The following is a 25,503-nucleotide window of genomic DNA, read 5'->3' on the forward strand; positions in this document are numbered from 1 at the left end:
GTTAAAAAGTTGAAAGTTTATAAAGTTGATTGTAGGTATTTGAGTAAACCACTTATCAATTTTGAAACTTCGTTTATTTTTAACTTTAATTCTTTAAACTCATTATTACTAATATATTTTATGTCGTTAGCTAAATACAATTGAGAACGAACTTCGCCTGCTGAAGCTTTAGCTATATATAAGAATCGTATAAATTCTTTTGTTGTTTGTCTTTCAAAACCTTCTGCAATATTAGAAGATATTGAAATTGACGCCCTTCTTATTTGATCCCTCAATCCAAAATCTTTACTAAATAAGTCATTTGAATTGGTTACTTTATATATGATTACATTTAGTTCTCTTGCTTTTTGCCAAGAAATAATCTCTTCAAAAGAACTAAACTTTGCCATTTACTTTTTAAACTTTTTTACTCTCAACTTTATAAACTAAATGATTCTCCGCAACCACATGTTCTGTTTGCGTTAGGATTGTTAAAAACAAATCCTTTTCCGTTTAAACCACCAGAATATTCTAAAGTGGTACCAACTAAGTATAAAAAACTTTTTTTGTCTACGATAATACGTACACCATTTTCTTCAAATACTTTGTCGTTTTCTTCTTGTTTGTTATCAAATGTTAAATCGTATGACAAACCTGAACAACCTCCGCTTTTAACGCCTACTCTAACGTAATCTTGAGTTGCATCAAAACCATCATCAGTCATCAGTTCGATAACTTTCTTTTTAGCTGTGTCTGAAACTTTTATCATAATTTTAAATAGATTAAATCTAAATTGGTTGCAAATATACGATATAAGTCGAATAAAATGGTTAACCTTTCATTATCAAACCTAATTAAAGGATTGGTTTTATTGATTATTCTCTAAAGGCTGAATTATTTAAAAAATCAAAGTCGGAAAGTGTCAGTAAAAAGCTTTTTAAATCGGCTTTGTCTTTGGCAGATAAACCTACACCACCTTGGTTTACTTTTTTCATCAAAGGATCTATGGTTGGAGATGATTTTAATCCTTCTGAATAATGATTGATCACCTCATCTAAACTCGTAAATCTACCATCATGCATATAAGGTGCAGTAAATGCTAGATTTCTGATTGATGGTGATCTGAACTTTCCATTATCTGAAGGATCTCCTGTTACAGCTCCTAAACCTAAGTCTGTAAAAGTGGCATCTAAACCATTGTTGTGAAATTTATTGTCTGTCCAAAGAGGATTATTATCACTTCCATGACAATGAAAACAATCGCCTTTTGCTTCATCCATAAAAACATCAAATCCGTTTTGTTCTTCTGGAGTTAATGTTGCTTCTCCACGAAGAAACTTATCGAATTTAGAATTTCCAGAAATTAAGGTTCGTTCAAACTGAGCAATGGCTTTGGTAATTAAGGTAGAATCTATTGTTACAGTGCCAAAAGCTTGACTAAAAAGTAGTGGATATTCTGGATGGTTTTTGAGTTTTTCTGCAACGTTTTTCCAATTAGAATGCATTTCTATAGGATTGGAAACAGGCTCAAAAGCTTGTCTTTCTAGACTAAAATCTTTTCCATCCCAAGCAAAAAGTTGGTCAAAGTTCCAAGCTAAATTGAATAATGGCATCACATTTCTTGTTCCAAGTTTTCCATCTATTCCTGCGCTAAACTGTTGTTGGTCTGTAAAGGCATTTTTTGGGTTATGGCATGTTGCACAAGACTGAGAATTATCTCCTGACAGCAATTTATCAAAAAAGAGTTTTTTTCCTAAAGCGATTCCTTCTTCAGTTAACGGATTGTTTGCAGGAATTACTGGGGCAATTAACTTTTCAGCAAAAAGTGATGGTATTTCTAAGTTGTAAGGAACTGGTTTGTAAACCTCTTCTTCTTTAGATGTGCAACCCATCAGAAGAAAAAAAAGAAGTAAAGAAAGTATACTATTTTTCATTTCTCTTACAAGTTACAACTTTCTGATTTTTTTAATCTTCCTTCTCTAATTCTAGAACCTTTTGAAGCATTTTATCATCTTGATGAATAATTCTGTAGAAACCAAAATCGCCAAAAAGTACATTAGCAATAGATGCTTTTAAATACTTTTTTAAACTTTTTTTAGTGTTGTAAGAAGGTTTTGCTCTGTCTTTTATAGAAGATAAATAACTATCTAAAACTGTATCGTCCTTATCGAAATCGTTTACAAAACTATCTACATTCCAATTTTGTAATTTTTTTCTATTATTATCAACGTAATCAAAAGCAAAATTATTTACAGTGTTAAAGTAGAAATTTGACATATAAGAAGTAGTATCTATGGCTACAAAAACATCAGGAATAATTCCACCTCCACCATAAACTACTTTTCCTTTTGGTGTTTCAAATTTTAAAGAATCTACTACTTTAATACTGTCTTTATTTAACAATTCTCCGCTTGCAATTCTTTTTTGATAATCTCTGTAATAGTTTCTATTTCCGTCTTTAGAATACGGTTTCTGAATAGAACGACCTGTTGGTGTGTAATAACGTGCCGTGGTTAAACGTACTGCAGAACCATCACCCAAATCCATTTCTACTTGCACCAAACCTTTACCAAAAGATCTACGTCCAATTATGGTTCCTTTATCATTGTCTTGTAAAGCACCAGCTACAATTTCTGAGGCTGAAGCTGAGTTTTCATCAATTAAAACATATAAACCTCCTTTTTCAAAACTTCCTCTTGAAGTTGCAAAAGACTCGTCTATTTCATCTTTGTTGTTTTTGGTAAAAACGATGAGTTTGTCATCTTCTAAAAACTCATCAATAATACTATTTGCAATATCAATATATCCACCACCATTTCCTCGTAAATCCAAGACCAAATCTGTCATACCATCATCAATTAGCGTGTTTAAAGATGATTTAAACTCACGATAGGTATTTCTAGCAAAACGATCTAATTTAATGTAACCCACACTGTCATTAATCATGTAAGCCAAATCAACACTTTTAATGTTTACTTTACCACGAGTAATATCTATAGTAAACAAAGAATCGTTACTTTTTCGATACACTTGCAATGCAACTTTAGTATTTGGTTTTCCTTTTAGGTATTTTGGTACTTTGTTGCTAAACATATTTTTACCATACAAAGTATCTTTGTTTGCCATTAAAATTCGGTCTCCAGCTTTGATTCCAGCCTTAATACTTGGGCCTCCTTTTATAGGTTGAATTACGGTAATAGAGTCTTTTATCATTCTAAACTGTACACCAATTCCTACAAAATTACCTTGCATATTTTCGATGTTGGCTTGTTGATTTTCTTTAGGAATGTACACAGAGTGTGGATCTAGTTTTCCTAACATTTGGGTTATTGCACCATCTAAAAGATCTTCTGTATCTACTTTATCAACATAGTCTCTTTCTATAAAATTAATGAGTCTTTTTATCTTTTTTTCTTGTGATGTATTTCTTGATAATGATAACATATCAGAAGAGCTTCCGTTTAAAGACATACCAATTATAATACCTAAAACAACAGCTAAAGAGAAATATATAGGAAAGTTATTTTTATTCTTCATATGGTAAATGATTTACAACAACACCTGCTTTTTCTAAAAAATTGATACCAGAAAGATCTTTATATGCATTGGCATAAACGACACGTTTTATACCTGCTTGATGGATGAGTTTGCTACATTGTGTGCAAGGAGATAATGTGATGTATAATGTTGCTCCGTTTGCAGATTGAGTAGAAGATGCTACTTTTAAAATAGCATTGGCTTCTGCGTGCAAAACTTCCCATTTGGTAACACCATCTTCATCTTCGCAACAATTATCAAAACCTGTTGGAGTTCCATTAAAACCATCAGAAATTATCATTCTTCCTTTTACAATTAAAGCACCAACTTGCTTTCGTTTACAATGCGATAGTTTTCCCCATTCACGAGCCATTTTTAAATATGCTCTGTCGTATTTTAATTGTTTCTTTTCTGTCATCGAAACGAAAGTAAAAAGATTTGATGAATTTAGAAGTTAATAATTTACCAAAATACTCTGTCTAACATCATTTGTATGGCAAAACCAATTACAATTGATGAGGTTACTAAAATCCAATCTATTCTGGTAACTCTAAAAAAGTTTTGAAGTAGTGTGCCAATGATTAAAATTCCTAAGACAATAATAATCTGTGCAGCTTCAATACCTAATGCAAATTCTAGTAAAGGAAATACTTTATCGTCTTCTTTACCTACCATCATTCTAAAGTAGTTAGAGAAGCCCAATCCGTGAATTAAACCAAAGAAAACGGCAAAAATTAAGTTTACATTTTCTTTTCCTGACGATGATTTTTTTGCGGTAAAAACATTAACAACTCCTGTAATGAAAATAGTTAACGGAATTAAGAATTCAATTAAATCCATACTCACTTTTAAAATGCCAAAAGCAGACAAAGCCAATGTTAGTGAATGACCAATAGTAAATAAGGTTACCAACCATAATACTTTTTTCCACTGATTAAAACTAAATACAACAGCTAAAACAATTAAAAATAAGATGTGATCGTAAGCAGAAAAGTCTAACACGTGGTTAAGACCCATTTTAAAGTAGAGGAGAAATTCGTCCATTCATGTATAAATTTAGAGGATTCCAAATATATTAAAAAAGAGATAAGTATTTCTAAGATATGGCATTCATATTTATCAATAAATAATTTTATTGATTACTCATTAATACGTATTTATTTTTTCTGAAATCACAAAAATCATTCATTTACGTAAAAAAACTAATATTTGAAGCTTTAAAAATAAGTAATAATACTTAGTTTTGTTTTTAAAATACGTAATTATGAAAACAATAATTGTTGTAGGTAATGGAATGGTTGGGTATAAATTTTGCGAAAAATTTACGACTCAATCTAAAAATAAAGATTTTAAAATCATAGTTTTTGGAGAAGAACCAAGACCTGCGTATGATAGAGTTCATTTAAGCGAATTTTTTGAAAACCAAAATGCAAAAGCTTTAGAAATGGCTCCTGCAGAATGGTACAAAGAAAACGGAATTGATTTAATCGTAGATGAACGTGTTTCTGATATTCATAGAAATACAAAAACGATTATCACTGCTAAAAACAGAACCTTTACTTACGATTATTTAGTGTTAGCAACTGGTTCTTCTGCTTTTGTTCCTCCAATTAAAGGAGTGGAAAAAGAAGGTGTTTTTGTGTATAGAACTATAGAAGATTTAGAAGGAATGCTGGCATATGCAGCAAAAATTAAAGCAAAAAACCCCGCAGCAAAAGCAGCTGTTTTAGGTGGAGGTTTGTTAGGTTTAGAAGCTGGAAAAGCTGTGATGGATATGGGTTTAGAACCACATATTGTTGAGTTTGCACCGAAATTAATGCCAAGACAATTAGATTCAAGAAGTAGTCAAGTTTTACAATTAAAGTTAGAATCTATAGGGTTAAATATTCATTTAAGTAAAGCTACCAACCAGATTTTAGGAAATGGTGCAATTGTAGGAATGGAGTTTGGTGAAGATGATGTTTTAGATGTAGAGATGTTGGTGGTTTCTGCGGGAATTCGTCCAAGAGATGAATTAGGAAAAACGTGTGGTTTAGAAATGGGAGTTCGTGGCGGAATTGTGGTAAATAACAAAATGCAAACTTCGGATGAAAGTATTTATGCAATTGGAGAAGTTGCGTTGTACAATCAAATGATTTATGGTTTGGTTGCTCCTGGTTATGATATGGCAGGAATTGCAGTTGAGCAAATTCTTGGAAAAGAAGACAGTGTAATGGTAGAGGATATTGATATGTCTACCAAATTAAAATTAATAGGAGTTGATGTGGCTAGTTTTGGAGAACCATTTATGCCAGCTAGCAAAGGACATTCTATCATTTTTGAAAACAAAACACAACATTTATATAAAAGAATAAATGTAAGTCATGATGGTAAAAAACTATTAGGAGGAATTTTAGTAGGTGATGCATCAGATTATAGCATGTTGCATCAAATCTATTTAAACGGAATGAAAATTCCTGAAGATCCATCTCAATTAATTTTACCTGCAAGTGATGGTCAAGCAGCATTTGGTGATGTAATGGATTTACCAAATGAAGCACAAGTTTGTTCTTGTGAAAGTGTTACCAAAGGTCAGATTTGTGGTGTAATAGAAAGTGGTGAGGCTAAAGATTTGGGTGATGTAGTTTCATGTACAAAAGCAGGTACAGGTTGTGGTGGTTGTAAACCAATGGTGGCAGATTTAACCTCAGCTACCTTAAAATCTTTAGGTATTGAAGTAAAAGATTCAGTTTGCGAACATTTTGATTATAACAGACAAGATTTATATAAAATTATAGAAGTTAAAGGCTATACAGCTTTTAATGAAGTATTAGACAATCATGGAAATGGTGGTCATGGATGTGAGTTGTGTAAGCCGTTAATTGCGTCTTTAATGGCAACAATTCATGCAGATACTGCTAATAAAGAGTATGCAATTCAAGATTCTAATGATCGATTTTTGGCAAACATCCAAAGAAATGGAACCTATTCTGTTGTACCACGTGTTCCTGGAGGAGAAATTACACCAGATAAATTAATCGCTTTAGGTCAAATTGCAAAAAAATACGATTTATATACCAAAGTAACTGGTGGAGTTCGAATCGATTTATTTGGAGCTACCTTAAATCAATTGCCATTAATTTGGAAAGAGTTGATTGCTCACGGATTTGAAAGTGGGCATGCGTATGGAAAATCATTACGAACCGTAAAAACTTGTGTAGGTTCAACGTGGTGTAGATATGGAATGGATGAAAGTGTAAGTTTTGGTATCGAATTGGAAAACAGATACAGAGGAATTCGTGCTCCACATAAAATTAAAGGTGGAGTTTCTGGTTGTATTAGAGAATGTGCAGAAGCAAGAGGTAAAGATTTTGGTTTGATTGCTGTAGAAGGTGGTTGGAATCTATACTTAGGTGGAAATGGTGGAGCAAACCCACGTCATGCAGAATTATTTGCAGAACAAATAGATAATGAAACCGTCATAAAATACTTAGATAGATATTTAATGTTTTATATGAGAACTGCTAAACCTTTGCAAAGAACTGCTGCATGGCAAGAACGGTTAGAAGGTGGTTTAGACTATTTAAAAGAAGTAATTATAGATGATAAATTGGGTATTGCAGAAGATTTAGAAACAGAAATGCAAACCTTAGTGAATAAGTTTGAGTGTGAATGGACACAAGCTGTTAATGATCCAGAAGTCATGAAACGTTTCAATCATTTTGTAAATAGCGAAGAAGAAGATGATAACATTGTTTTTGTGCCGTTAAGAGAGCAAAAAATGCCAGAACCTTGGGTTTAATTTTTCAAAAGATGGTATAAACTGTCAGTTCGAGTGATTTTGAGGTACGAAAAATTGTATCGAGAACTAAAAAATATAAAAATGGAAAAATTTTTAGAACAATACACAACAACTAAACTAGAGGATGCAAAAGTTTGGTTTAAAGCAGCATCAATAAAAGATTTTCCTAAAGATGGTGGAGCTTGTGTAAAATATAAAGACAAACAAATTGCTGTTTTTAATTTCGAAAGGATAAACAAATGGTATGCTTGTCAAAATGTGTGTCCGCATAAAATGGAAATGGTACTAAGTAGAGGAATGATTGGAGATGATAAAGGATTGCCAAAAGTGGCTTGTCCATTACATAAAAAAACCTTCTCCTTAGAAAATGGAGAAAATTTAAATGGAGATTTAGATGCTATTGCTACTTATCCTGTAAGAATTGAAGGAGAAAATGTGTATATTGGCTTTTTAGAATAAGGTTTTTCAAAGATTGTTCGAATGTCATTTCGAGCGCAGTCGAGAAATCTCAACAATTTAACAAAACTTGATTTAATTTTATTTAATGAAACCTACAAGATTTGAAACTGCCATTGCATTAATAGACAAAAAAAACGCTCAAGATCCAAATATCTATGAAGTTGCTGGTTTTGAATATCCAAAAGAATTATTATATTCTCAAAGGATGTCAAGAAAATTATTGCAATTCGACCCAAATGCATCAAAAGCCCTACAGATAGCAGCTAGAGCACAGCATATTTGTAGATGGAAAATTGCAAGAAATGAGTTTCCAATGGATAGAGTTGGGTATTTAAAGTGGCGTGAAACTCTAAAAAAAATGCATGCAAAAACTACAGGTGAAATTTTACAACAAGTAGGTTTTGACGATCAGTTTGTTGATAGGGTTCAAAAAATCATCCTAAAAAAACTCATCAAAAAAAACGAAGAATCACAAGCCTTAGAAGATGTAATTTGTTTGGTGTTTTTAGATTATTATTTTGATGAATTTGCAGAAAAACACTCTGATGAAAAAGTAATTGATATTCTCCAAAAAACTTGGGTGAAAATGTCAGAGAAAGGTCATAAAGTTGCTCTAAAACTCCCTTTTTCTGAAAGTGGTTTAGCACTCGTAAAACAAGCTATTTCATAAATTATTATAATGACAAAAAATGGTAACTCTTTAGATCAACGTACGTTTTCTAAATTAAGCCGTTTATATATTATTGCTTTAAGTACAATAGCACTTTCTGTAGTTATTAGTCAGATTTTTGTTCGCAACCACTTACAAACACAACAAAGTGATTCTACCGTAATTAACATTGCTGGTAGGCAGAGAATGTTGAGTCAAAAATTGACCAAAGAAATTGTCTCTCTTACAGTTTATTCTGATGAAAAGAATAGAAATAAACTAAAAAATAAGATCAAACAAACGTTGTCTTTATGGGGCTTATCTCATAATGCACTGCAAAAAGGGAATGATTCTTTAGGTCTTCCTGCAAAAAACAGTAAAAAGATTGATGAAAAATTTTCTAAAATAAACCCTGTTTTTAATACAATTCAAAAAGCATCAATAGAAATCCTTCAAAAAATAGAAAATAATCTTCTAGTTTCTCAAGAAGAATTGAGTTCTAATATCGAAAAAATAACTAAAAACGAAAGTACTTTTTTGTTGATGATGGATGATATTGTAAACCAATATGATAAAGAAGCTGATGCAAAAGTAATATGGTTAAGAAAATTAGAGTTTTCTTTAATGATTTTAACCTTACTCATTCTTTTGGCAGAATTTTTATTTATTTTTTGGCCAACTGCAAAGTCTGTAAAAGCTACTTTATCAGAATTACTATCTGCAGAAAAAAAAGCTAAAAAAATGGCTTTTGATGCTGATGAATTGAGTGCAGCAAAAGAAAAATCAATTAAAGAATTACGTGCATTAAGTCATGCAATGGATGAAACCTTGCTGTTTGCTCGTATTTCTCAATCTGGATCTATTATTCATATAGGAAACAAGTTTTCGAGGTTATTTAAAATATCAAGATTTAAACAAGATATTCTGTTTTGGAAATTTTTAAGCACTGATAAAAGTGAACAACTTAAAATAGAAGAGTTAATTAATAAGCATCAAAAAACAGGTTGGCAAGGAGAGGTAAAAGCAACCATAAAAAGCGATGTGCCTGTTTGGTTAGAAATGGCAATTATTCCATATAGACCCACTGAAGAAAAGTCTGAATTACTTATTATTGCTTCAGAAATCACAGAAAGAAAATTTGCGCAATTAGAAATTGAAAAACTTAATAAAGCCACGTTTGATGAAAAAATAAGTCAGCAAAAAATCGTTTCGAGTAAAATTATAGAAAACCAAGAAAAAGAACAAAATAGAATTGCTAAAGATGTTCACGATGGAATTGGTCAGATGTTAACAGGATTAAAATTTAATTTAGAAAGCATTAATTTAGATAATTTAGAAAAATCTAAAGAAAAAATTGAGCACCTAAAATTACTTACAACCAACATTATCAAAGGAGTAAGAACTGCTACTTTTAACTTAACACCTCCAGAATTATCGGATCACGGAATTGTACCAGCATTAGCAAAGCTTACACAAGAACTAACAAAATTAACAGGAAAAGAGATTGTTTTGTTTAATAAATCAGATTTTAACAAACGCTTAGATTCTTTAGTAGAAGTTAATATTTACAGAATTACACAAGAAGCCATTAATAATGCCATAAAATATGCAGATTCTTCACATATTTTGGTGTCTCTTTCTCATAGTAAAAAAATGTTGAGTATTGTTATTGATGATGATGGTAAAGGATTTGAACCTTCAAAAGTGAAAAAAGTGAAAAATGGAGATGGCGGAATGGGAATGACGTTTATGAAAGAACGTATAAAATATATTGATGGACGATTGTTTTTAACATCAGAATTAGGAAAAGGAACAAGAGTTACCTTAAATATCCCAATTTAAAAAATATACGTAGTTTTACTTAAAAAGTTTATTTTTGTAAGTATAAATTAGTTGGATTATGATAGATGTAGTTTTAGCAGACGACCATGTTTTGGTAAGAGATGGTATTAAGGCGCTTTTAGAAGATCAGTCAGATATTGCTGTGATAGATGAAGCTTCAAACGGAAAAGAAGCTTTACAATTAATATCAAAAAACAAACCTGATGTTTTAATTGTTGACATACGGATGCCAGAAATGAATGGTATTGAGGTGGTTACTGAGATTACAAAAAGTAATAAAGACGTTAAAACCTTGGTACTTTCTATGCATGATTCAGAAGAATATGTCGTGCAATCTATTCAAGCTGGTGCAGACGGATATTTGCTAAAGGGTTCTAGTAAAGAGGAGTTTTTAAAAGCGGTTCACAAGGTAGCATCTGGAGAAAAGTATTTTACTGGTGATGTTTCTACCATTATTATGAGCAACTTTGTTAATGGTAATGTAGCTAAAACAAGTGTACCAAAAACTAAAATAAAACCACTTCCTTTTAAACTCACAAAACGAGAAAAACAAATTTTAGATTTGGTTTTAGAGTTGAAAAACAACAAAGATATTGCTGAAGAGCTTCAAATTAGCAAAAGAACAGCAGAAGTGCATCGTTTTAATTTAATGAAGAAATTAGAGGTTAAAAACTTGATGGAATTGACCAATAAGGCCAAAGAGTTCCAATTAATGTAAACTTTATAAGACATTATTTTTCAGAATAATTTTATTTTAAGTTGATTTTTAATAAATCCTTAAAATCCTTATTCGCAATTTATCATTTTGCTAATAATAAAAATATACGTATTTTTTATCTTAAAATTAAGTATTTATACTTAGTTTTGTTTGTTGTTAAGAGTTACAATACAAATTTTGTCTAAAACCTTAGTCTAAAATGATAAAAAATGAAGTAAAAACTACCTGTTCTTATTGTGGGGTAGGTTGTGGAATTATCGTAAAAAAAGATAGTAATAATAAGGTTTTTGTTGAAGGCGATAAAGATCATCCTGTAAATAGAGGAATGTTGTGTTCTAAAGGGATGAATTTACATTACGTTGCTAATGATACTTCAGATAGAATTTTATACCCAGAAATGCGTTGGTCTAGATCTCATCCTAGAGAAAGAGTTTCTTGGGATACTGCATTAGATAGAGCTGCAAGTGTTTTTAAATCCATTATTAAAAAACACGGTCCAGACTCAGTAGCCTTTTATGTTTCCGGACAAAGTTTAACAGAAGAATATTACATTGCCAATAAACTCACAAAAGGATTTTTAGGAACAAACAACATAGATACAAATTCGCGTTTATGTATGAGTTCTGCAGTTGTAGGTTACAAAAAAACATTTGGTGAAGACAGTGTGCCAATTTCTTATGCAGATATAGAATTGGCAGATTGTTTTTTAATTACAGGAGCAAACCCTGCTTGGTGTCACCCTATTTTATTTAGAAGAATAGAACAGCATAAAGAGAAAAATCCGAATGTAAAAATAATTGTTATTGATCCACGTAAAACAGATTCTGCTAATTTTGCTGATTTGCATTTACAACTAAAACCAGGAACAGATGTGGTTTTATACAATGCTATTGGTAGACGTTTGTATAAAAGTGGTTTAATTGATGAGAATTTTATCAAAAAACACACCCAAGGTTTTGAAGAGTATAAGAAGATTATTTTAGGTACAAGTTTAAAAAAGGCATCTAAAATATGTGGAGTTCCAGAAAAAGATATTGAGAAAGCTGCAGAAATGATTGGTCTTTCTAAAGGTTTTATCAGTATGTGGGCAATGGGCTTAAACCAAAGTGTGGTGGGTACAGATAAAAATGTATCCTTATTAAATTTATCCTTAATTACAGGTCAAGTTGGTAAACCAGGTGCTGGACCATTTTCATTAACAGGACAACCCAATGCAATGGGTGGTCGTGAAGTGGGTGGAATGGCAAACCTATTAGCAGTTCATAAAGATTTAGCAAACGAAGAACACAGAAGAGAAGTTGCACAATTTTGGGGTGTAGATAAAATATCAGCCAAACCAGGATTAACAGCTACTGAAATGTTTGATGCTTTGGAAAGCGGAAAATTAAAAGCAGTTTGGATTGCGTGTACAAATCCATTGGTGAGTCTGCCAAATTCGCATCAAATAGAAAAAGCGATGGCAAATTCTAAGTTTGTAGTGGTGCAAGAAATTTCTCATAAATCTGATACTGTAAAATATGCAGATTTGGTTTTGCCTGCAGCAGCTTGGTTAGAAAAAGAAGGAACTATGACAAATTCTGAACGTAGAATTTCGTATTTACCTAAAGAAATTGATGCGCCTGGAGAAGCAAAACCCGATGTAGAAATTTTCTGTGATTTTGCACAAAGAATGGGGTTTAGAGGATTTAATTATAATGGAACAGAAGAAATATATGACGAATATGCATCAATGACCAAAGGCACTAATATTGATGTTTCTTTTTTAAATTATGATCGATTAAAAGCCGAAGGCACATTTCAATGGCCAGTAAATGAATATAGAAGTAAAGGAATACAGCGTCTTTTTGAGGATAAAAAATTCTATACACCATCACAAAAAGCCATTTTTAATATTCCGCAATCTATAAAAAATACAGCTGTACCCACTTCAGATGAATTTCCGTTGATTTTAACCACAGGCCGTATTCGAGATCAGTGGCATACCATGACTAAAACAGGAAAAGTTTCGCGTTTAAAAACACATTATCCAAAACCTGTATTAGAAATTAATCCTGTAGATGCTTTTTTAAAAGGAGTAAAAGATGGTGATATTACTGAGATTAAAAGTGCAAACGGTGTAGTTAGAGTTAGAGCTAAAGTTACAGATGCAATTAAAGAAGGTGTGGTTTTCTTGCCTATGCATTGGGGTAAGGTATTGCAAAGTAATTTAAATAGAGCTAATAATTTAACCAATACACATGTAGATCCTGTATCAAAAGAACCAGATTTTAAGTTTACTACAGTTTCAGTATCAAAATATAAAAAACCTAAAGAAAAAATTATTATTGCTGGTGCAGGAGCAGCTGCTTTTCGTTTTTTACAGAACTATAGAGATTATAATGAGGTAGATGAAATTCACGTTTTTTCTAAAGAATCAAACTTATTTTATAATCGAGTTTTATTGCCAGAATATGTAACTGAAGAATTGACTTGGGAGCAATTATTAAAGATAAAAAATGTTGAATTATCAGCTCTTAATATCAACTTGCATCCAGAAACGCTAATCAATAAAATAGATAAAGAAAATAAAGTAGTTACAGATTCTAATGGAGTAACACATACTTTTGATAAACTGATTTTAGCCACAGGAAGTAGCGCATTTATTCCAAGAGATGTTCAAATAGATTTACCAGGTCGTTTTACTATGCGTAATAAAAGTGATGCTGATGAATTTAAAAAATATTTAGATGATACAGGTTTACCTCCAGAAGAACAACATGTGGTTATTGTTGGTGGTGGTTTGTTGGGATTGGAATTGGCTGCTGCACTAAAACATAAGAATGTAAAAATTACCATAGTGCAAAGAGCTTCCCGTTTAATGGAGCGTCAATTGGATAAGATTTCAAGTAAATTATTGTCTTTGGATGTGCAAGAAAGAGGCATTCAAATTTATTTTGATAATGAGGTTAGTACTGTTTTTGATGATGAAGATACAGGTGAATTAACCATCAACCTAAAATCTGGAAAATACATTACTGCCAATGCAATTGTATATGCAATTGGTACGAGACCTAATATAGAAATTGCTAAAAACAACGGAATTTCTTGTGGGCGTGGCGTAAAAGTAAATCAACATTTACAATCATCTCATCCAGATATTTTTGCCATTGGTGAAATTGCAGAATTCAACAATCAATTATTCGGAATTACCTCTGCAGCAGAAGAGCAAGCAGGTATTTTAGCCAATTTCATTGCTGGTGACATTAGCGAATCTTATAAAGGTTCTGTATTAATGAACATTTTAAAATTCAACGATTTAAACCTGTGCAGTATTGGCGAAATTTCAGTTCCTGAAAATGATACTCGTTACGAAGAAATCATTTTTACTGATATTTCTAAACGTTATTACAAAAAATGTATTGTAAAAGATGATTTATTAATTGGTGCCGTTTTAATGGGAGACAAAAATGAGTTTGCAGAATTCAAAACCATGATAGAAAGCAAAATCGAAATGTCTGATAAACGAGATACTTTATTGAGAGGTTCTTCGAATGCAGAACCAATGTTGGGAGAATTGGTTTGTTCTTGTAGTCAAGTAGGTTCTGGAAATATTGAAGAAGCAATTGCTGGTGGTTGCACAAATTTTACAGAATTGTGCAATAAAACTGGAGCAGGTTTAGGTTGTGGAAGTTGTAAAACCGAGGTAAGAGAAATCTTAAATAATACAAAAGCAATAGTATGAGCAAATTGTTAAATAGAGTTATTGTAAAAGGAGGAGTTTTATCTCCAGGAGAGCTAAAATATATTTGCGAATCTGTAGAAAGTTTGGGCTGTAAAACCATTTCTTTTGGGTCTAGACAAGATATTTTATTACCAAAAAAAGTGAAGTCCAAAGACTTAAAAGAGTTTGACAACCTTCAAGTTGTAGAATTTGACGAGCTTGGAGTAGAAAATGTAGTTTCTTCTTATGTATGTGCAGATATTTTACCCTCTACCTCTTGGCTAACAGGAGATAAATATTTGTACATTTTAGAGCAATTTAAGGCAAAATCATCCTTAAAAATAAATATTACAGACCCAAAACAACGTCTGGTTCCTTTGTTTACAGGGCATATTAATTTTATTGCTTCAGAACATGAAGATTACTGGTATTTGTACATCAGATTGCCAGAATGGAAAAACACCAAAATGTATCCTGCTTTAATTTACAGTTGGGATTTGTTTAAAATTGAAACTGCCATAGAAAACATCTTGCAAGAAGAGCCAGAAGATATAGCAACAATTTTTGAGTTGGTTACTGACGCTGTAGATACCAACAACAGAACTGTAGATAAGCCATTAGAAGTTCCTTTTTATCCCTTCCCATATTTTGAAGGAATGAATAAAATTGGGACAGATAAATATTGGTTAGGCTTGTATTGGAGAAATAATAAATATGATATTTCTTTTCTAAAGGATATGTGTGAGTTATGTTTCGAAAATAAGATTGGTAAAATTTCTATAACACCATGGAAATCGTTTATTGTTAAAGGTATTCCAAGAGAATCTAAATTAATTTGGGAAAAGTTTTTAGGCAAAAGAGGAATAAATGTACGTCATTCTATGTTAGAGTTAAATTGGCACTTGCCAGTAGCTAATAAAGAAGCGTTGAATCTTAAAAAATACCTAGTTGCAAATTTTGATCAAAATGATATTAGTACTTATGGCTTAACATTTGCAATTACAGATTATGGCAAAACTTCTTATTTCTTTACATCTATCGTTGTTCAGAAAAACAAACAACCAGAGTTAATTGGTAACTTTCAAACAAGAGATACTTATAATTTGTTATACGCCAAAAATTTTGATCCTAATACAAGAGAATACATCACTCATGTACAAGATGTAGACAAGGTAGAATTACCAGGGTTATTGATGGAATTGAGTCAGTTGTATTTTGATGAATTGGGCTCAGAAAAAGAAGTTGAAAAAGAAGCTGAAACAAAAAAAGTAATTACAAAATTAGAAGTCTATCAATGTAAAGACTGTTTAACAATTTATGATGAAAATTTTGGTGATATAACGCAAGATATTGATCCGAAAACTGTTTTCAATGAACTTCCAGATAGCTATGAGTGTTCACTTTGTGAGGCTCCAAAAAGTAGTTTCGAAAAAGTAGTTTTAGTAAAATAATAAATTTTAACAACCACCTTCAGCGGCTTTTTTCTTTTTTTGTCTTACTACAATTTTCTTTCGTGTAGGTTTTGCTTTCGTAATTTTGGTTTGTAAACCAGCATTTTTTTGAGATGCATTTATAAACGCAGCAATGTTATTTTTAGAGATTTCAACTGTACTGTTTTTTGTAAATAAACTGTTTTGAACATAATCTAACTCAATAGTTAGCAGTTTTACATTATCAAAACCTAATTGGTATAAGAGTAGAAAAGGAAGATTTACTTCTTCAGGGTTTTTACCGTATAAAACAATTGTTTTTTCTACGTTTTTTAATTCTTTAAACACCTTTAAATTACCATCAGCTAAAAAATCTGGAGTATGAATATTTATGGCGTTTTTTAAACTACCCTTTTCAAATTCATACGCACTTCTAATATCTACAAATACATATTTAGGATTATTTATCTCACTGATACTTGTCAAGTAATTTTGATTAGAAATTTTCTCTAGCGTGTTTTTGGTAGTATGGACAAACGTATTTTTAGGTCTTTTAAAAGTAAAAAGACCAATTAAAACAGCCAAAATAAAAAGTGTAGTAGCTATTGAAATTCGTTTTGTTTTTTCTAATTCTTTCATGTCTTAGATGTTATTTAGTTAAAAGAGGTTTTCTATGAATTAACAACCACCTTCTGCTACTCTTTTCTTCTTTTTAACTGTTATTATTTTTTTAGGAGCTCTTTTAACAACAGTATTTATTTTTGCTTGATCAGGATAAACAACTCCAAAAAACATACTTGCAGCTTTTCTAGTATTGTACAATTCAAAAGCACTAGCTGGCATGTTTTCACTTGGTTTTTCAGGATTGATAATTGTTGTAAACCACCCATTTAAACCGCCTTTTAAAACATGTAAATTGGCATACGAAAGTCGGTTGCAAATTGCCCAAGCTTGATCTGCGTAAAAATTATCGTTAGAAAAAAAGACCACATCATATTGATCTTGATTTAAGTAGGCTTCAAACTCTTTATCTAACAAATTCTTTAAAGGAATGTTTATGGCATTAGGAAGCGTATATTTACCATAACTTTCTTTATCTCTAACATCAATCAAAATAAATGATGGATCTTGGGTTATCAATTTGTTTGAAATGTCATCTGCAGAAACATACCTTTCTAAACTGATTATATTACTCAATAATTGATCAGCAGAGATGCCTTCATTTTTTTCATATTTAGGCAAAATCACTAATCCACCAGCAAGAAGTATTAATACTACTGCCATGATTGCGTATCTAAATGATGAAATTTTTGCAAATCTTTTTTTATCCATTGTTGTTTTACTTTAAATTAATAGAACACCTTTTTGATTTTTTTTCTAACAAAATCTGCAACTACAAAAGCTACAATTGCTATAAGTGAGAAAATGAAAATGGTCCAATACGGATTCCAACCAAAAGAATCTATTAAGGTGATGTTTCCTAGAAAATAACCAGTATATATAGGTTCGAAAAATGAGTATAATTCAGAGAAAATAAAAATTCCAATAAACATACCTAACACATAAACCCAAGCATCTATTTTACCAATGGCAACTCCACATAAACTTGTACCTGGACAAAAACCACCCGCAATAAAACCAACGCCCATAATGGCACCACCAATAATGGCACCCCATACGTAGGTTGGATGAATATACAATTCGCCAACATCAACATAACCTAAATAGTCTAAATAATAAATTCCGATTACGGCAACAACAGCAGCTGTAAAAAACACTTTTAAAACAGCAAAATCGTAGCCATAGAAAACTCCCGCCATTTTTCTTGAAGAAGAAAATCCAGAAGATTCTAATACAAAACCAAAAGCAATTCCTATGCAAATAGCAATGATGCTATCCCAATGTGTAGGAATAATAGTATTCGCAATTAAAAATTCCATATGTTATATTTTTTTAATTAAATCCAATTTTTTCTAAAGAAATACGCAACCAAATAACCTGTGCCAAAAATGGCCAACATGGTGATAAATCCGCCTGTAGACAATACTGCCATTCCGCTTAAAGCCGCACCACTAGTACAACCTCTTGCTATTTGAGCTCCAAGACCAAATAAAATTCCTCCACCCAGTGCAAATAGCAATCTGCGTCTGCTTGATATTTTAGGAGAATGTTGCACTCTCCATCTAATTCTACCTGATAAACTTCCAGATATAAATGCACCAAAAAGGATTCCTAAAGCTTCAAATACCAACCAAGTATTCATGGGTGATTCATCTTCTTTAATGAACTTACTGTAATACGCATTATTTTCTGCGTGTGTGGGTGCTACTTTATCTACAATAGTAACCACACTACTTTTCATTGCGCCACTAGCTCCTAAACTTCTACCTGTTAATAAAAAAGTAAAAATGATGATGATACCTAGCAGAAATCCTCCAAAATAAGGATTCCAATAAATATGACTGTTTGTATTTTTTTCTGTATTCATGTGTTAAAATTTAATAAAGAAACCTGGTTAATTGTCCAGCTTCTACCATTACAAACCTAAAAATGAGCCCCCCAAGAATCACCAATAAAGCAGGCACAACAACGGGTGCTTTAAAACCAAGAAGTTCAATAAATTCTAGAATTCCGGGGATTATCAGTCCTAATAAAACTACAAAACCAAAGAACATAAGTGTAAAATCTCCATTTACAAGTAGCTGCATTGCTTCTAACTGTACTTGAGAACCTGCATAATAGCCCATAATCATGTGCGTGATTAAAGCCAATTCTATAATAATTAATCCTAAATCTATTTTACCAAAAAGATGTTTTTCTGCTTTTGTTTTTGATAATAAAATGATAGCTGCAGCGCCTGTAGAAAGCCCTGAAACAAGAAATAACGGACCTAAAATAGCGTTATTCCAAAGAGGTCTTGCGTTAAATGCAGATAATAAAATACCTGTATACACCCCTAAAATTAAAGCTAGAGGTATTAAAGCATAAGCAATATTTTTTTTGTTTTTGATGGTAAACTTTTCGAATGAATTTAAGAATGCAAATCGTTTAAAAATCTGTAGCTTTTCCTCTAATTTAGGATACACTTCTCTGTAAGAACTAAACGTCCAGATAAAAGATAAAGGAGTGGTTATTAATAATACCCAAGCACCCCAAGACATGGGCGACTCAATTCTGAAAGTTGTGTATAATTGCCAAGTATATAAAGGATGCGTTAAATCGTACACCAATGCCAAAAGACCTAAAGACAATGCAATTGGTGGAATTATTGACGCAGTTTTTACTGCTGTTGGATATTTATTTTCCAAACCAAGAATATAAAGTAAGGCTCCAAAAAACAAAATACCAGCAGCAAGCCCTCCTAAAAATAAATACACAGAAATTGGCCAATGCCAAATTTCTAAAGAAGGGTCTATGTTCGGAATATTTCTGCCACTTGTAAAAATTTCTTCTTGTATCATATCAATTTATATTAAGTAAAACACATGAGGGTTTGTTCCTGCTTCTGGTGCTAATGTTTTGTGTTTTCTATTCTTTAACAACATAGAAACTTCACTATTCGGATTGTCTAAATCTCCAAAATACATACACTTTGTAGGACAAACAGAAACGCAGGCAGGGAGCTGTCCTTTTTTAAGTCTATGATGACAAAAAGTACATTTGTCTACATAACCATCTGGATGTTGATAACGTGCATCGTAAGGACAAGATTCTATACAAGCTCCACAACCTATACATTCATCTGCAGTGACTAAAACAATTCCGCCTTCTACAATATGACTTGCTCCTGTGGGGCAACATCGAACACAAGGTGCAGTTGCACAATGATTACATCTTTCTGATTTTAATTCTAAAACCACATTTGGGTATGTGCCATCTACAGTTTCTGTAATCCAATCTCTACAGTACCCAATTGGCACATCATTTTCGGTTTGACAAGCAACCACACAGTCGCTACAACCCACACATTTTAAGGTGTCTATTACCATAGCATATCTCATATCGCTTGTTTTTTATATGGATTTTCAGTTAAAATTGTTACAAAATTTCCTCTCATACCAGTACCTCCCATAATTGGGTCGTCCATGGTTTTTGTAATCATTTGAGTATCGTTAATACCTTTACCAAAAGCTCTTGTTAATTTTTTATTATCGTGCCCAAAACCATGAACCATATACACAGAATCCCATCGAATACGCTCTGTAACCCTTACTTTGATAGAAAATGTTGAGGTAACACCATCTTGATTTTTTAACCAAACAGATTGTCCTTTTTTTAACCCAATGATTCTTGCCACTTTAGGATTTACCCAAAGATTATTTTCACTTTTTAAATCATTTAAATTGGGGTTGTTAGCAGTTCTACTAAAGGTATGCATTGGTGCTCTACCATAATTTAATCTATAAAATCCTTGAGGTGGTTCTGGGTGTTTTGTGTACACTGGCATAGGATCAAAACCAAGGTTTTCTAGTTCTTTAGAGTACAGTTCAATTTTTCCACTTTCAGTTGGAAACTCATAATCTTCATTCTCTTCTAAATACAGCGGTCTAGATGTACGAGGAAAGTTTTTAACGCCAATCTTTTTCATTTCATCTAAAGATGTCCCCATCTTTTGCAATTGCCATTCAATAACCTCTTTATAATCACTATATCTAAAATAATCGCTTAAGCCAATACGATCGCCAATTTGTTTTGCAACCCACCAACCTGGTTTTGAATCGTATTTAGGTTTTACAGCAGGAACTCTAACTGCAATAGAGGGCTCTCTATTTGTTGCAGAACGAATACCATCATAACGTTCTAAATAAGTGCATTCTGGTAAAACAACATCAGCATAACCAGTGACATCCATAGGCATTGTATCTAAAACTACCATAAATTCAAGTTCATTCATGGCTTTTTCCAATAACTTCTTATTAGGAATAGATTTAGTAATGTTTGTCCCAGCAACCATTAATGCTTTTACAGGATATTTGTTGTCTTTACTTGGGATAGCACATTTTATGACTTCTGTTGTAATACCCATTTGTGCTAAAGGAAATTTTTCGCCAATATCAGACCAATCCCATTTAGGATGTGGATATTTAGGGTGTGGATATTTAGGGACACTAATTTTTTCTTTAAAATAAAAACCTCCTCGTCTTCCCCAAGAACCTAACAATCCATTTAAAATTGCCATCGCTCTTGCGCGTTGTGTATCATCTCCATACCAACTTACATGACGCCCAGGATGAATGATAACAGCAGGTGCTGCATGTGCCATTTCTCTTGCTGTTTTTCTGATTTCTGCTGGTTGTATTGTTGTAATACCATAGGCCCATTCTGGAGTAAAATTAGCAACGTGTTTTTTTAATTCTTCAAAACCTGTAGTATACTTTTCAACATATGCTTTATCGTAAATTTCTTCTTTTATGATGACATTCATCCAAGCAAGCATTAAAGCAATATCTGTAGCAGGTTTAATTGCTAACCAATATTTAGATTTACTTGCGGCAGTTGATAATCTTGGGTCTACAGTAATGATTGTTGCTTTATTATCAATAGCATCAGACATTTCTTGTACTTGAGAGTTGTGCATATTCTCACCAATATGAGAACCAATTAACACTAAACATTTGGTGTCTCTTATATCTGTAGGTTCTGGAGATCCAATCCAAGAGCCAAAGGTTAGATTAAAACCAGCTTCTCGAGCTCCTCTACATTGTGCGTAGGCAGGTTCAGCAATAGTATCTGAGCCATAAGCCTTAAAAAGGTGTTCTAAATGTTTTCCAGGAGAACCATGTTTTAATAAAGCAAAAGATTCTGCTCCATATTTTTCTTTGATATTTTTAAATTTAGAAGCAATTAAATCTAAAGCTTCATCCCAACTTGCTTCTCTAAACGTTTCTTCGCCATCTATAGTTGTTCTAATTAAAGGCGTTTTTAAGCGATCTTCATCAGCATACATTCCAACACCACCAGTTCCTCTTGGACAAAGTCGACCGTAACAATGTGGATCATTATCGTTACCAATAATTTTTTTGATGGTATTGTTCTCATCAGAATATGCCCAAGCAGCACATTTCCAAAAACATACTTCGCAGTAAGTAGCCGTCTTTTTAAGGTTTTTTGCAATATTTTGCGCCGTTTTTTCACTTAAATATGAATTGTTTCCGAAAAGACTAAATGCCGAAGTTGATGCGAAAGCACCTCCTAAACCTAATGCAGAAATTTTAATAAATTTTCTTCTAGAAGTTGTCATATATTACTGATTTATCCAGAAGTAAAGATAAAAGCTAATGGAAATTGAAATTATGATAAAAGTCAGTAAAACAGTTGTTTGTATGTAACATTTGTTACATAAGGGTAATAATATAGATGAGATTGTTGTTTTGAGTTGTTGTGATTTTAAATTATTGTAAATTTGAATAATGGATAAAATAAAGAAAACTAAAGCGTTTTTTATTGTTGCCTTTTTGTTGTTTTCTCTACTGTTTCTTGTTAAAAATAGACAATTATTTGAGGTAGAAGAAGCATATAAAATAGTGAAAGAGAATGTGTATGAAGGAGCAGTATTGGCAGCTTCTGAATCTTGTTTTCTCTGTCATCAAAATACCAAAGGATACTCTCAGCATCACAATCCAAAATATATTGGTTGTGTAAGTTGTCATTTAGGAAACGCAGCTTCATCAGATAAAGAGTTGGCTCATAAAAACATGGTTTTAATTCCTGGAAATTTATCGGATGCAAAACAAACTTGTGGTACTTGTCACCCAAGTGAACTTCATAAAGTAGAAAACTCATTAATGACAACAAATAGCGGACTTATAGCGGTAGATAAATTTGTTTTTGGTGAAGCTGGTAGTCTAAATGATCATTATCATATAAAGGATTTAAATCAATCTGCATCAGACAAACATTTAAGAGATTTGTGTGCGAATTGTCATTTAGGAGCAGAAAAAAAATCTTTTGGACCAATAAATCAACTAAGTAGAGGTGGTGGTTGCAATGCTTGTCATTTAAATTATTCTGATGAAGCAAAACACGATCTTGAGCGTTATGTAACTTCAAGTAAAAAGAACGTTCCAAAATTTCATCCTTCTACAGATATTTTTGTGAATGATACTCATTGTTTTGGTTGTCATAGTCGTTCTAGTAGAATTTCTACTAATTATTTAGGTTTACAAGAAACTTTGTTAGAAGAAAAAGATGTAAAAAATAAATCTGATTATAAAATTCTAGAAGACAAACGCGTTTATAAATATAAAGAAGAAGATGTGCATCATACAAAAGGATTGTTGTGTATCGATTGCCATTCTTCGCATGAAGTTATGGGTGATGGAAAAAAATATGCCCATGAAGAACAAGCTGTAAAAATTCAATGTATAGATTGTCATTTTAAAGACAAACCCAATACAATTTTATATAACTCTTTAGATGCAGAAAGTATGCTTGTGTATGATCATAGAGCGTATACTCATCAAGACAAACCAATTCTTGCAGTAAAAAAATCTGGTCATCCATTGGTAAACACATATGTAGATAGTTTGGGTGATGCGTATTTAATTGGAAAAAAAGACGGGAAATTACACCCTTTGCAACCCCAAGGAGATATCTGTTCCAGAGACAATGCGCATAAAAATGTAAGTTGTGCTTCATGCCATTCATCTTGGACACCACGTTGTATTGGTTGCCATAATGAATTTGATAAAGATGAACCCAGTGCTTTTGATTTGCTAGATAAAAAGTTTACCAAAGGACAATGGAAAGAATATGTTGCTGAATTTTCATCCTCAATGCCTGCATTAGGAGTTCGTGAGAATTCAGAAGGCAAAATTATTGAACCTGCAATTCCTGGAATGATTATGACAATTGATTTAAATAGTTATTCTGATAAAACTTCGGAAGAAAAGTTGTTGTTTCATAGATTATATGCGCCAAATTCACCACATACAACAACTAAAGAAGTTCGAGACTGCAAATCTTGTCATTCTAATGCAGCTACTTTAGGTTTTGGAAAAGGGATGTTAGATTATGATATTAACAACCAAAAAGGGAAATGGATTTTCACACCTGAATATGCCTTAAATGCTAATGATAATTTACCTGAAGATGCTTGGGTTCCTTTTTTAAAAGAGATTGATACCAAAACTGTTAATTCAACAAGATCAGATTTTAGGCCTTTTGCTCTTAAAGAACAGCAAAGTTTATTGTTGGTTGGAGCTTGTTTGCAATGTCATAAAGACAATTCTAAAGTAATGAAACAATCTTTAGAATTGGGAATAAATACTTTGCTTAAAAACAAACATTCTTCTTGTGTTTTGCCAGATTATACGTATTAATAATTTCTAGCGTATTATGATTTCAATAAATTTAAATTGTTATTTCTTTGATTGTTAAATAACAGAAAGCTTTTTTTGTGATACTTCTAAAAATAAGTAAATGTTTTTAAAATTAAGTATTATTACGTAGTTTTGAAAAACATTTATACTTAAGGTGACAAAATCAGTAAATATTTTAGATCAAAACTCAAGAAAAGTTATTAGAGATTTTTCTTGTGCCTCATGCAATAATAAAAGTTGTTTAATTAAAAAGAATTTAAACAATCTTACAAGTATAGATTTTGTTGAAAATAAGAAAACTTTAAAATGTAAAAAAGGACAACAATTCATTATTGAAGGAGCATCTGTAAATGGTTTGTTTTTTATTTTAAAAGGGACCGTAAAAGTCTTTAGAACAGGTATCAATGGTCGTGAACAAATTGTACGTTTTGCCAAGGAAGGTGAAATTATTGGACACAGAGGTTTTGGTACAGAAGAGTATTATTCTATAGGTGCAATTGCGCTAGAGGATGCTGTTTTGTGTTATTTTTCTAAAGAGCAGTTGCAGAGAGTTTTGTTAGAAAACCCCATGTTTTCTTACGATATGATGCTGTTTTACGCCAACGAACTAAACAGAAGCGAATCTAAAGTAAAGTCTATTTCTCAAATGACAGTTCGAGAAAGAGTTATTGATACTTTATTATACATTCATAGAAAATTTGGTGATTTGCGAAGTTTCCTAAATTTACCGTTAAGTAGAAAAGAATATGCAGATTATGCAGGAACAACAGAAGAACAAGTTATAAGAGTATTTTCTGCTTTAAAAAAAGAAGGATTAATTACTACAAAAGGAAAGAAAATTGCTATTCATAATTTGCAATTACTTAAAAATGAAATTAGCGAGCACAACTACTTTTTAGATTCTTAATATAATTTTATTTGAATTGATTTGAAAAGCCTTTTGAGTTTAAAAACTTAATAGGCTTTTCTTTTTTTAGAAAAAAATAAGTATTAAAATTATACAAATAATTGATCTAGGTAATTTTTAAGATGCTAAAAATGTGAGTTTTATGTTTAAAACATGTTTTTTGGCAGTTTTAATCATGTC

The 25,503-nt window shown here is 31.8% G+C and carries 22 protein-coding genes; 9 read left to right on the top strand and 13 right to left on the bottom strand.

What is annotated here, in order from left to right; all coding sequences use genetic code 11:
- Positions 1 to 17: 17 nt before the first annotated feature.
- The 6 genes from FP421_RS08955 to FP421_RS08980 form a co-directional block, all read right to left on the bottom strand.
- A complete protein-coding gene (locus tag FP421_RS08955) occupies positions 18 to 389 on the bottom strand; it encodes a four helix bundle protein (protein WP_159949721.1) in 372 nt (123 codons plus the stop codon).
- A 29-nt stretch (positions 390 to 418) separates the two neighbouring features.
- The gene (locus FP421_RS08960) at positions 419 to 748 is read right to left on the bottom strand and encodes a HesB/IscA family protein (RefSeq protein WP_159949723.1); all 330 of its coding nucleotides are present in this window, start codon (positions 746 to 748) and stop codon (positions 419 to 421) included.
- Positions 749 to 854: 106 nt separating this feature from the next.
- A complete protein-coding gene (locus FP421_RS08965) occupies positions 855 to 1,913 on the bottom strand; it encodes a cytochrome-c peroxidase (RefSeq protein WP_236548083.1) in 1,059 nt (352 codons plus the stop codon).
- Between the two features lie 31 nt (positions 1,914 to 1,944).
- On the bottom strand, positions 1,945 to 3,516 hold the full coding sequence (locus FP421_RS08970) for a S41 family peptidase (RefSeq protein ID WP_159949725.1): 1,572 nt from the start codon (positions 3,514 to 3,516) through the stop codon (positions 1,945 to 1,947).
- Positions 3,506 to 3,934, bottom strand: coding sequence for a deoxycytidylate deaminase (locus FP421_RS08975; protein WP_159949727.1), 429 nt, complete (start codon positions 3,932 to 3,934; stop codon positions 3,506 to 3,508). Before FP421_RS08975 ends, FP421_RS08970 begins: the two co-directional genes overlap by 11 nt.
- Positions 3,935 to 3,978: 44 nt before the next feature.
- On the bottom strand, positions 3,979 to 4,560 hold the full coding sequence (locus FP421_RS08980) for a HupE/UreJ family protein (RefSeq protein WP_159949729.1): 582 nt from the start codon (positions 4,558 to 4,560) through the stop codon (positions 3,979 to 3,981).
- A gap of 220 nt (positions 4,561 to 4,780) precedes the next feature.
- Here FP421_RS08980 and nirB point away from each other — a divergent pair, with 220 nt between their 5' ends.
- The 7 genes from nirB (at position 4,781) to FP421_RS09015 (ending at position 16,116) form a co-directional block, all read left to right on the top strand.
- Complete coding sequence (gene nirB, locus FP421_RS08985; RefSeq protein ID WP_159949731.1) at positions 4,781 to 7,297, top strand: nitrite reductase large subunit NirB; 2,517 nt, start codon at positions 4,781 to 4,783, stop codon at positions 7,295 to 7,297.
- Between the two features lie 81 nt (positions 7,298 to 7,378).
- The gene (nirD, locus tag FP421_RS08990) at positions 7,379 to 7,756 is read left to right on the top strand and encodes a nitrite reductase small subunit NirD (RefSeq protein ID WP_159949733.1); all 378 of its coding nucleotides are present in this window, start codon (positions 7,379 to 7,381) and stop codon (positions 7,754 to 7,756) included.
- A gap of 85 nt (positions 7,757 to 7,841) precedes the next feature.
- Positions 7,842 to 8,426: a DUF4202 domain-containing protein gene (locus FP421_RS08995; protein ID WP_159949735.1), complete on the top strand. Its 585-nt coding sequence runs from the start codon at positions 7,842 to 7,844 to the stop codon at positions 8,424 to 8,426.
- Between the two features lie 9 nt (positions 8,427 to 8,435).
- Positions 8,436 to 10,247: a sensor histidine kinase gene (locus FP421_RS09000; RefSeq protein WP_159949737.1), complete on the top strand. Its 1,812-nt coding sequence runs from the start codon at positions 8,436 to 8,438 to the stop codon at positions 10,245 to 10,247.
- A 58-nt stretch (positions 10,248 to 10,305) separates the two neighbouring features.
- Complete coding sequence (locus FP421_RS09005) at positions 10,306 to 10,965, top strand: response regulator transcription factor (protein ID WP_159949739.1); 660 nt, start codon at positions 10,306 to 10,308, stop codon at positions 10,963 to 10,965.
- A 199-nt stretch (positions 10,966 to 11,164) separates the two neighbouring features.
- Positions 11,165 to 14,686 carry a nitrate reductase gene (locus FP421_RS09010; protein ID WP_159949741.1) on the top strand — a complete coding sequence of 1,174 codons (3,522 nt, stop codon included), beginning with the start codon at positions 11,165 to 11,167 and terminating at the stop codon, positions 14,684 to 14,686.
- Positions 14,683 to 16,116, top strand: a complete 1,434-nt coding sequence (locus FP421_RS09015) for a rubredoxin (protein WP_159949743.1) — start codon at positions 14,683 to 14,685, stop codon at positions 16,114 to 16,116. Before FP421_RS09010 ends, FP421_RS09015 begins: the two co-directional genes overlap by 4 nt.
- Before the next feature lie 6 nt (positions 16,117 to 16,122).
- Here the strand turns inward: FP421_RS09015 and FP421_RS09020 are convergent, their stop codons facing one another.
- From FP421_RS09020 to FP421_RS09050, 7 genes are read right to left on the bottom strand one after another with little or no spacing between them, the layout of a single operon-like run.
- Entirely contained in the window at positions 16,123 to 16,734 is a 612-nt protein-coding gene (locus tag FP421_RS09020) for a rhodanese-like domain-containing protein (RefSeq protein ID WP_159949745.1), read from the bottom strand.
- A 39-nt stretch (positions 16,735 to 16,773) separates the two neighbouring features.
- Complete coding sequence (locus FP421_RS09025; RefSeq protein WP_159949747.1) at positions 16,774 to 17,427, bottom strand: rhodanese-like domain-containing protein; 654 nt, start codon at positions 17,425 to 17,427, stop codon at positions 16,774 to 16,776.
- Positions 17,428 to 17,444: 17 nt separating this feature from the next.
- Entirely contained in the window at positions 17,445 to 18,035 is a 591-nt protein-coding gene (locus FP421_RS09030; RefSeq protein WP_159949749.1) for a YeeE/YedE thiosulfate transporter family protein, read from the bottom strand.
- Between the two features lie 17 nt (positions 18,036 to 18,052).
- Positions 18,053 to 18,583 carry a YeeE/YedE thiosulfate transporter family protein gene (locus FP421_RS09035; RefSeq protein ID WP_159949751.1) on the bottom strand — a complete coding sequence of 177 codons (531 nt, stop codon included), beginning with the start codon at positions 18,581 to 18,583 and terminating at the stop codon, positions 18,053 to 18,055.
- Between the two features lie 10 nt (positions 18,584 to 18,593).
- Positions 18,594 to 19,556, bottom strand: coding sequence for an NrfD/PsrC family molybdoenzyme membrane anchor subunit (nrfD, locus tag FP421_RS09040; protein ID WP_236548084.1), 963 nt, complete (start codon positions 19,554 to 19,556; stop codon positions 18,594 to 18,596).
- Positions 19,557 to 19,562: 6 nt separating this feature from the next.
- A complete protein-coding gene (locus FP421_RS09045; protein ID WP_159949753.1) occupies positions 19,563 to 20,096 on the bottom strand; it encodes a 4Fe-4S dicluster domain-containing protein in 534 nt (177 codons plus the stop codon).
- Positions 20,093 to 22,336 (bottom strand): molybdopterin-containing oxidoreductase family protein, encoded by a 2,244-nt coding sequence (locus tag FP421_RS09050; RefSeq protein WP_159949755.1) that lies wholly within the window; start codon positions 22,334 to 22,336, stop codon positions 20,093 to 20,095. The genes FP421_RS09045 and FP421_RS09050 overlap by 4 nt, the downstream gene beginning before the upstream one ends.
- A 169-nt stretch (positions 22,337 to 22,505) precedes the next feature.
- Here FP421_RS09050 and FP421_RS09055 point away from each other — a divergent pair, with 169 nt between their 5' ends.
- Both FP421_RS09055 and FP421_RS09060 read left to right on the top strand, forming a co-directional pair.
- Positions 22,506 to 24,416 (top strand): hypothetical protein, encoded by a 1,911-nt coding sequence (locus FP421_RS09055; RefSeq protein ID WP_159949757.1) that lies wholly within the window; start codon positions 22,506 to 22,508, stop codon positions 24,414 to 24,416.
- Positions 24,417 to 24,570: 154 nt separating this feature from the next.
- A complete protein-coding gene (locus FP421_RS09060; protein WP_236548085.1) occupies positions 24,571 to 25,323 on the top strand; it encodes a Crp/Fnr family transcriptional regulator in 753 nt (250 codons plus the stop codon).
- Positions 25,324 to 25,503: the final 180 nt, after the last annotated feature.

It is taken from the genome of Polaribacter septentrionalilitoris (assembly GCF_009832745.1).
GTDB lineage: Bacteria > Bacteroidota > Bacteroidia > Flavobacteriales > Flavobacteriaceae > Polaribacter > Polaribacter septentrionalilitoris.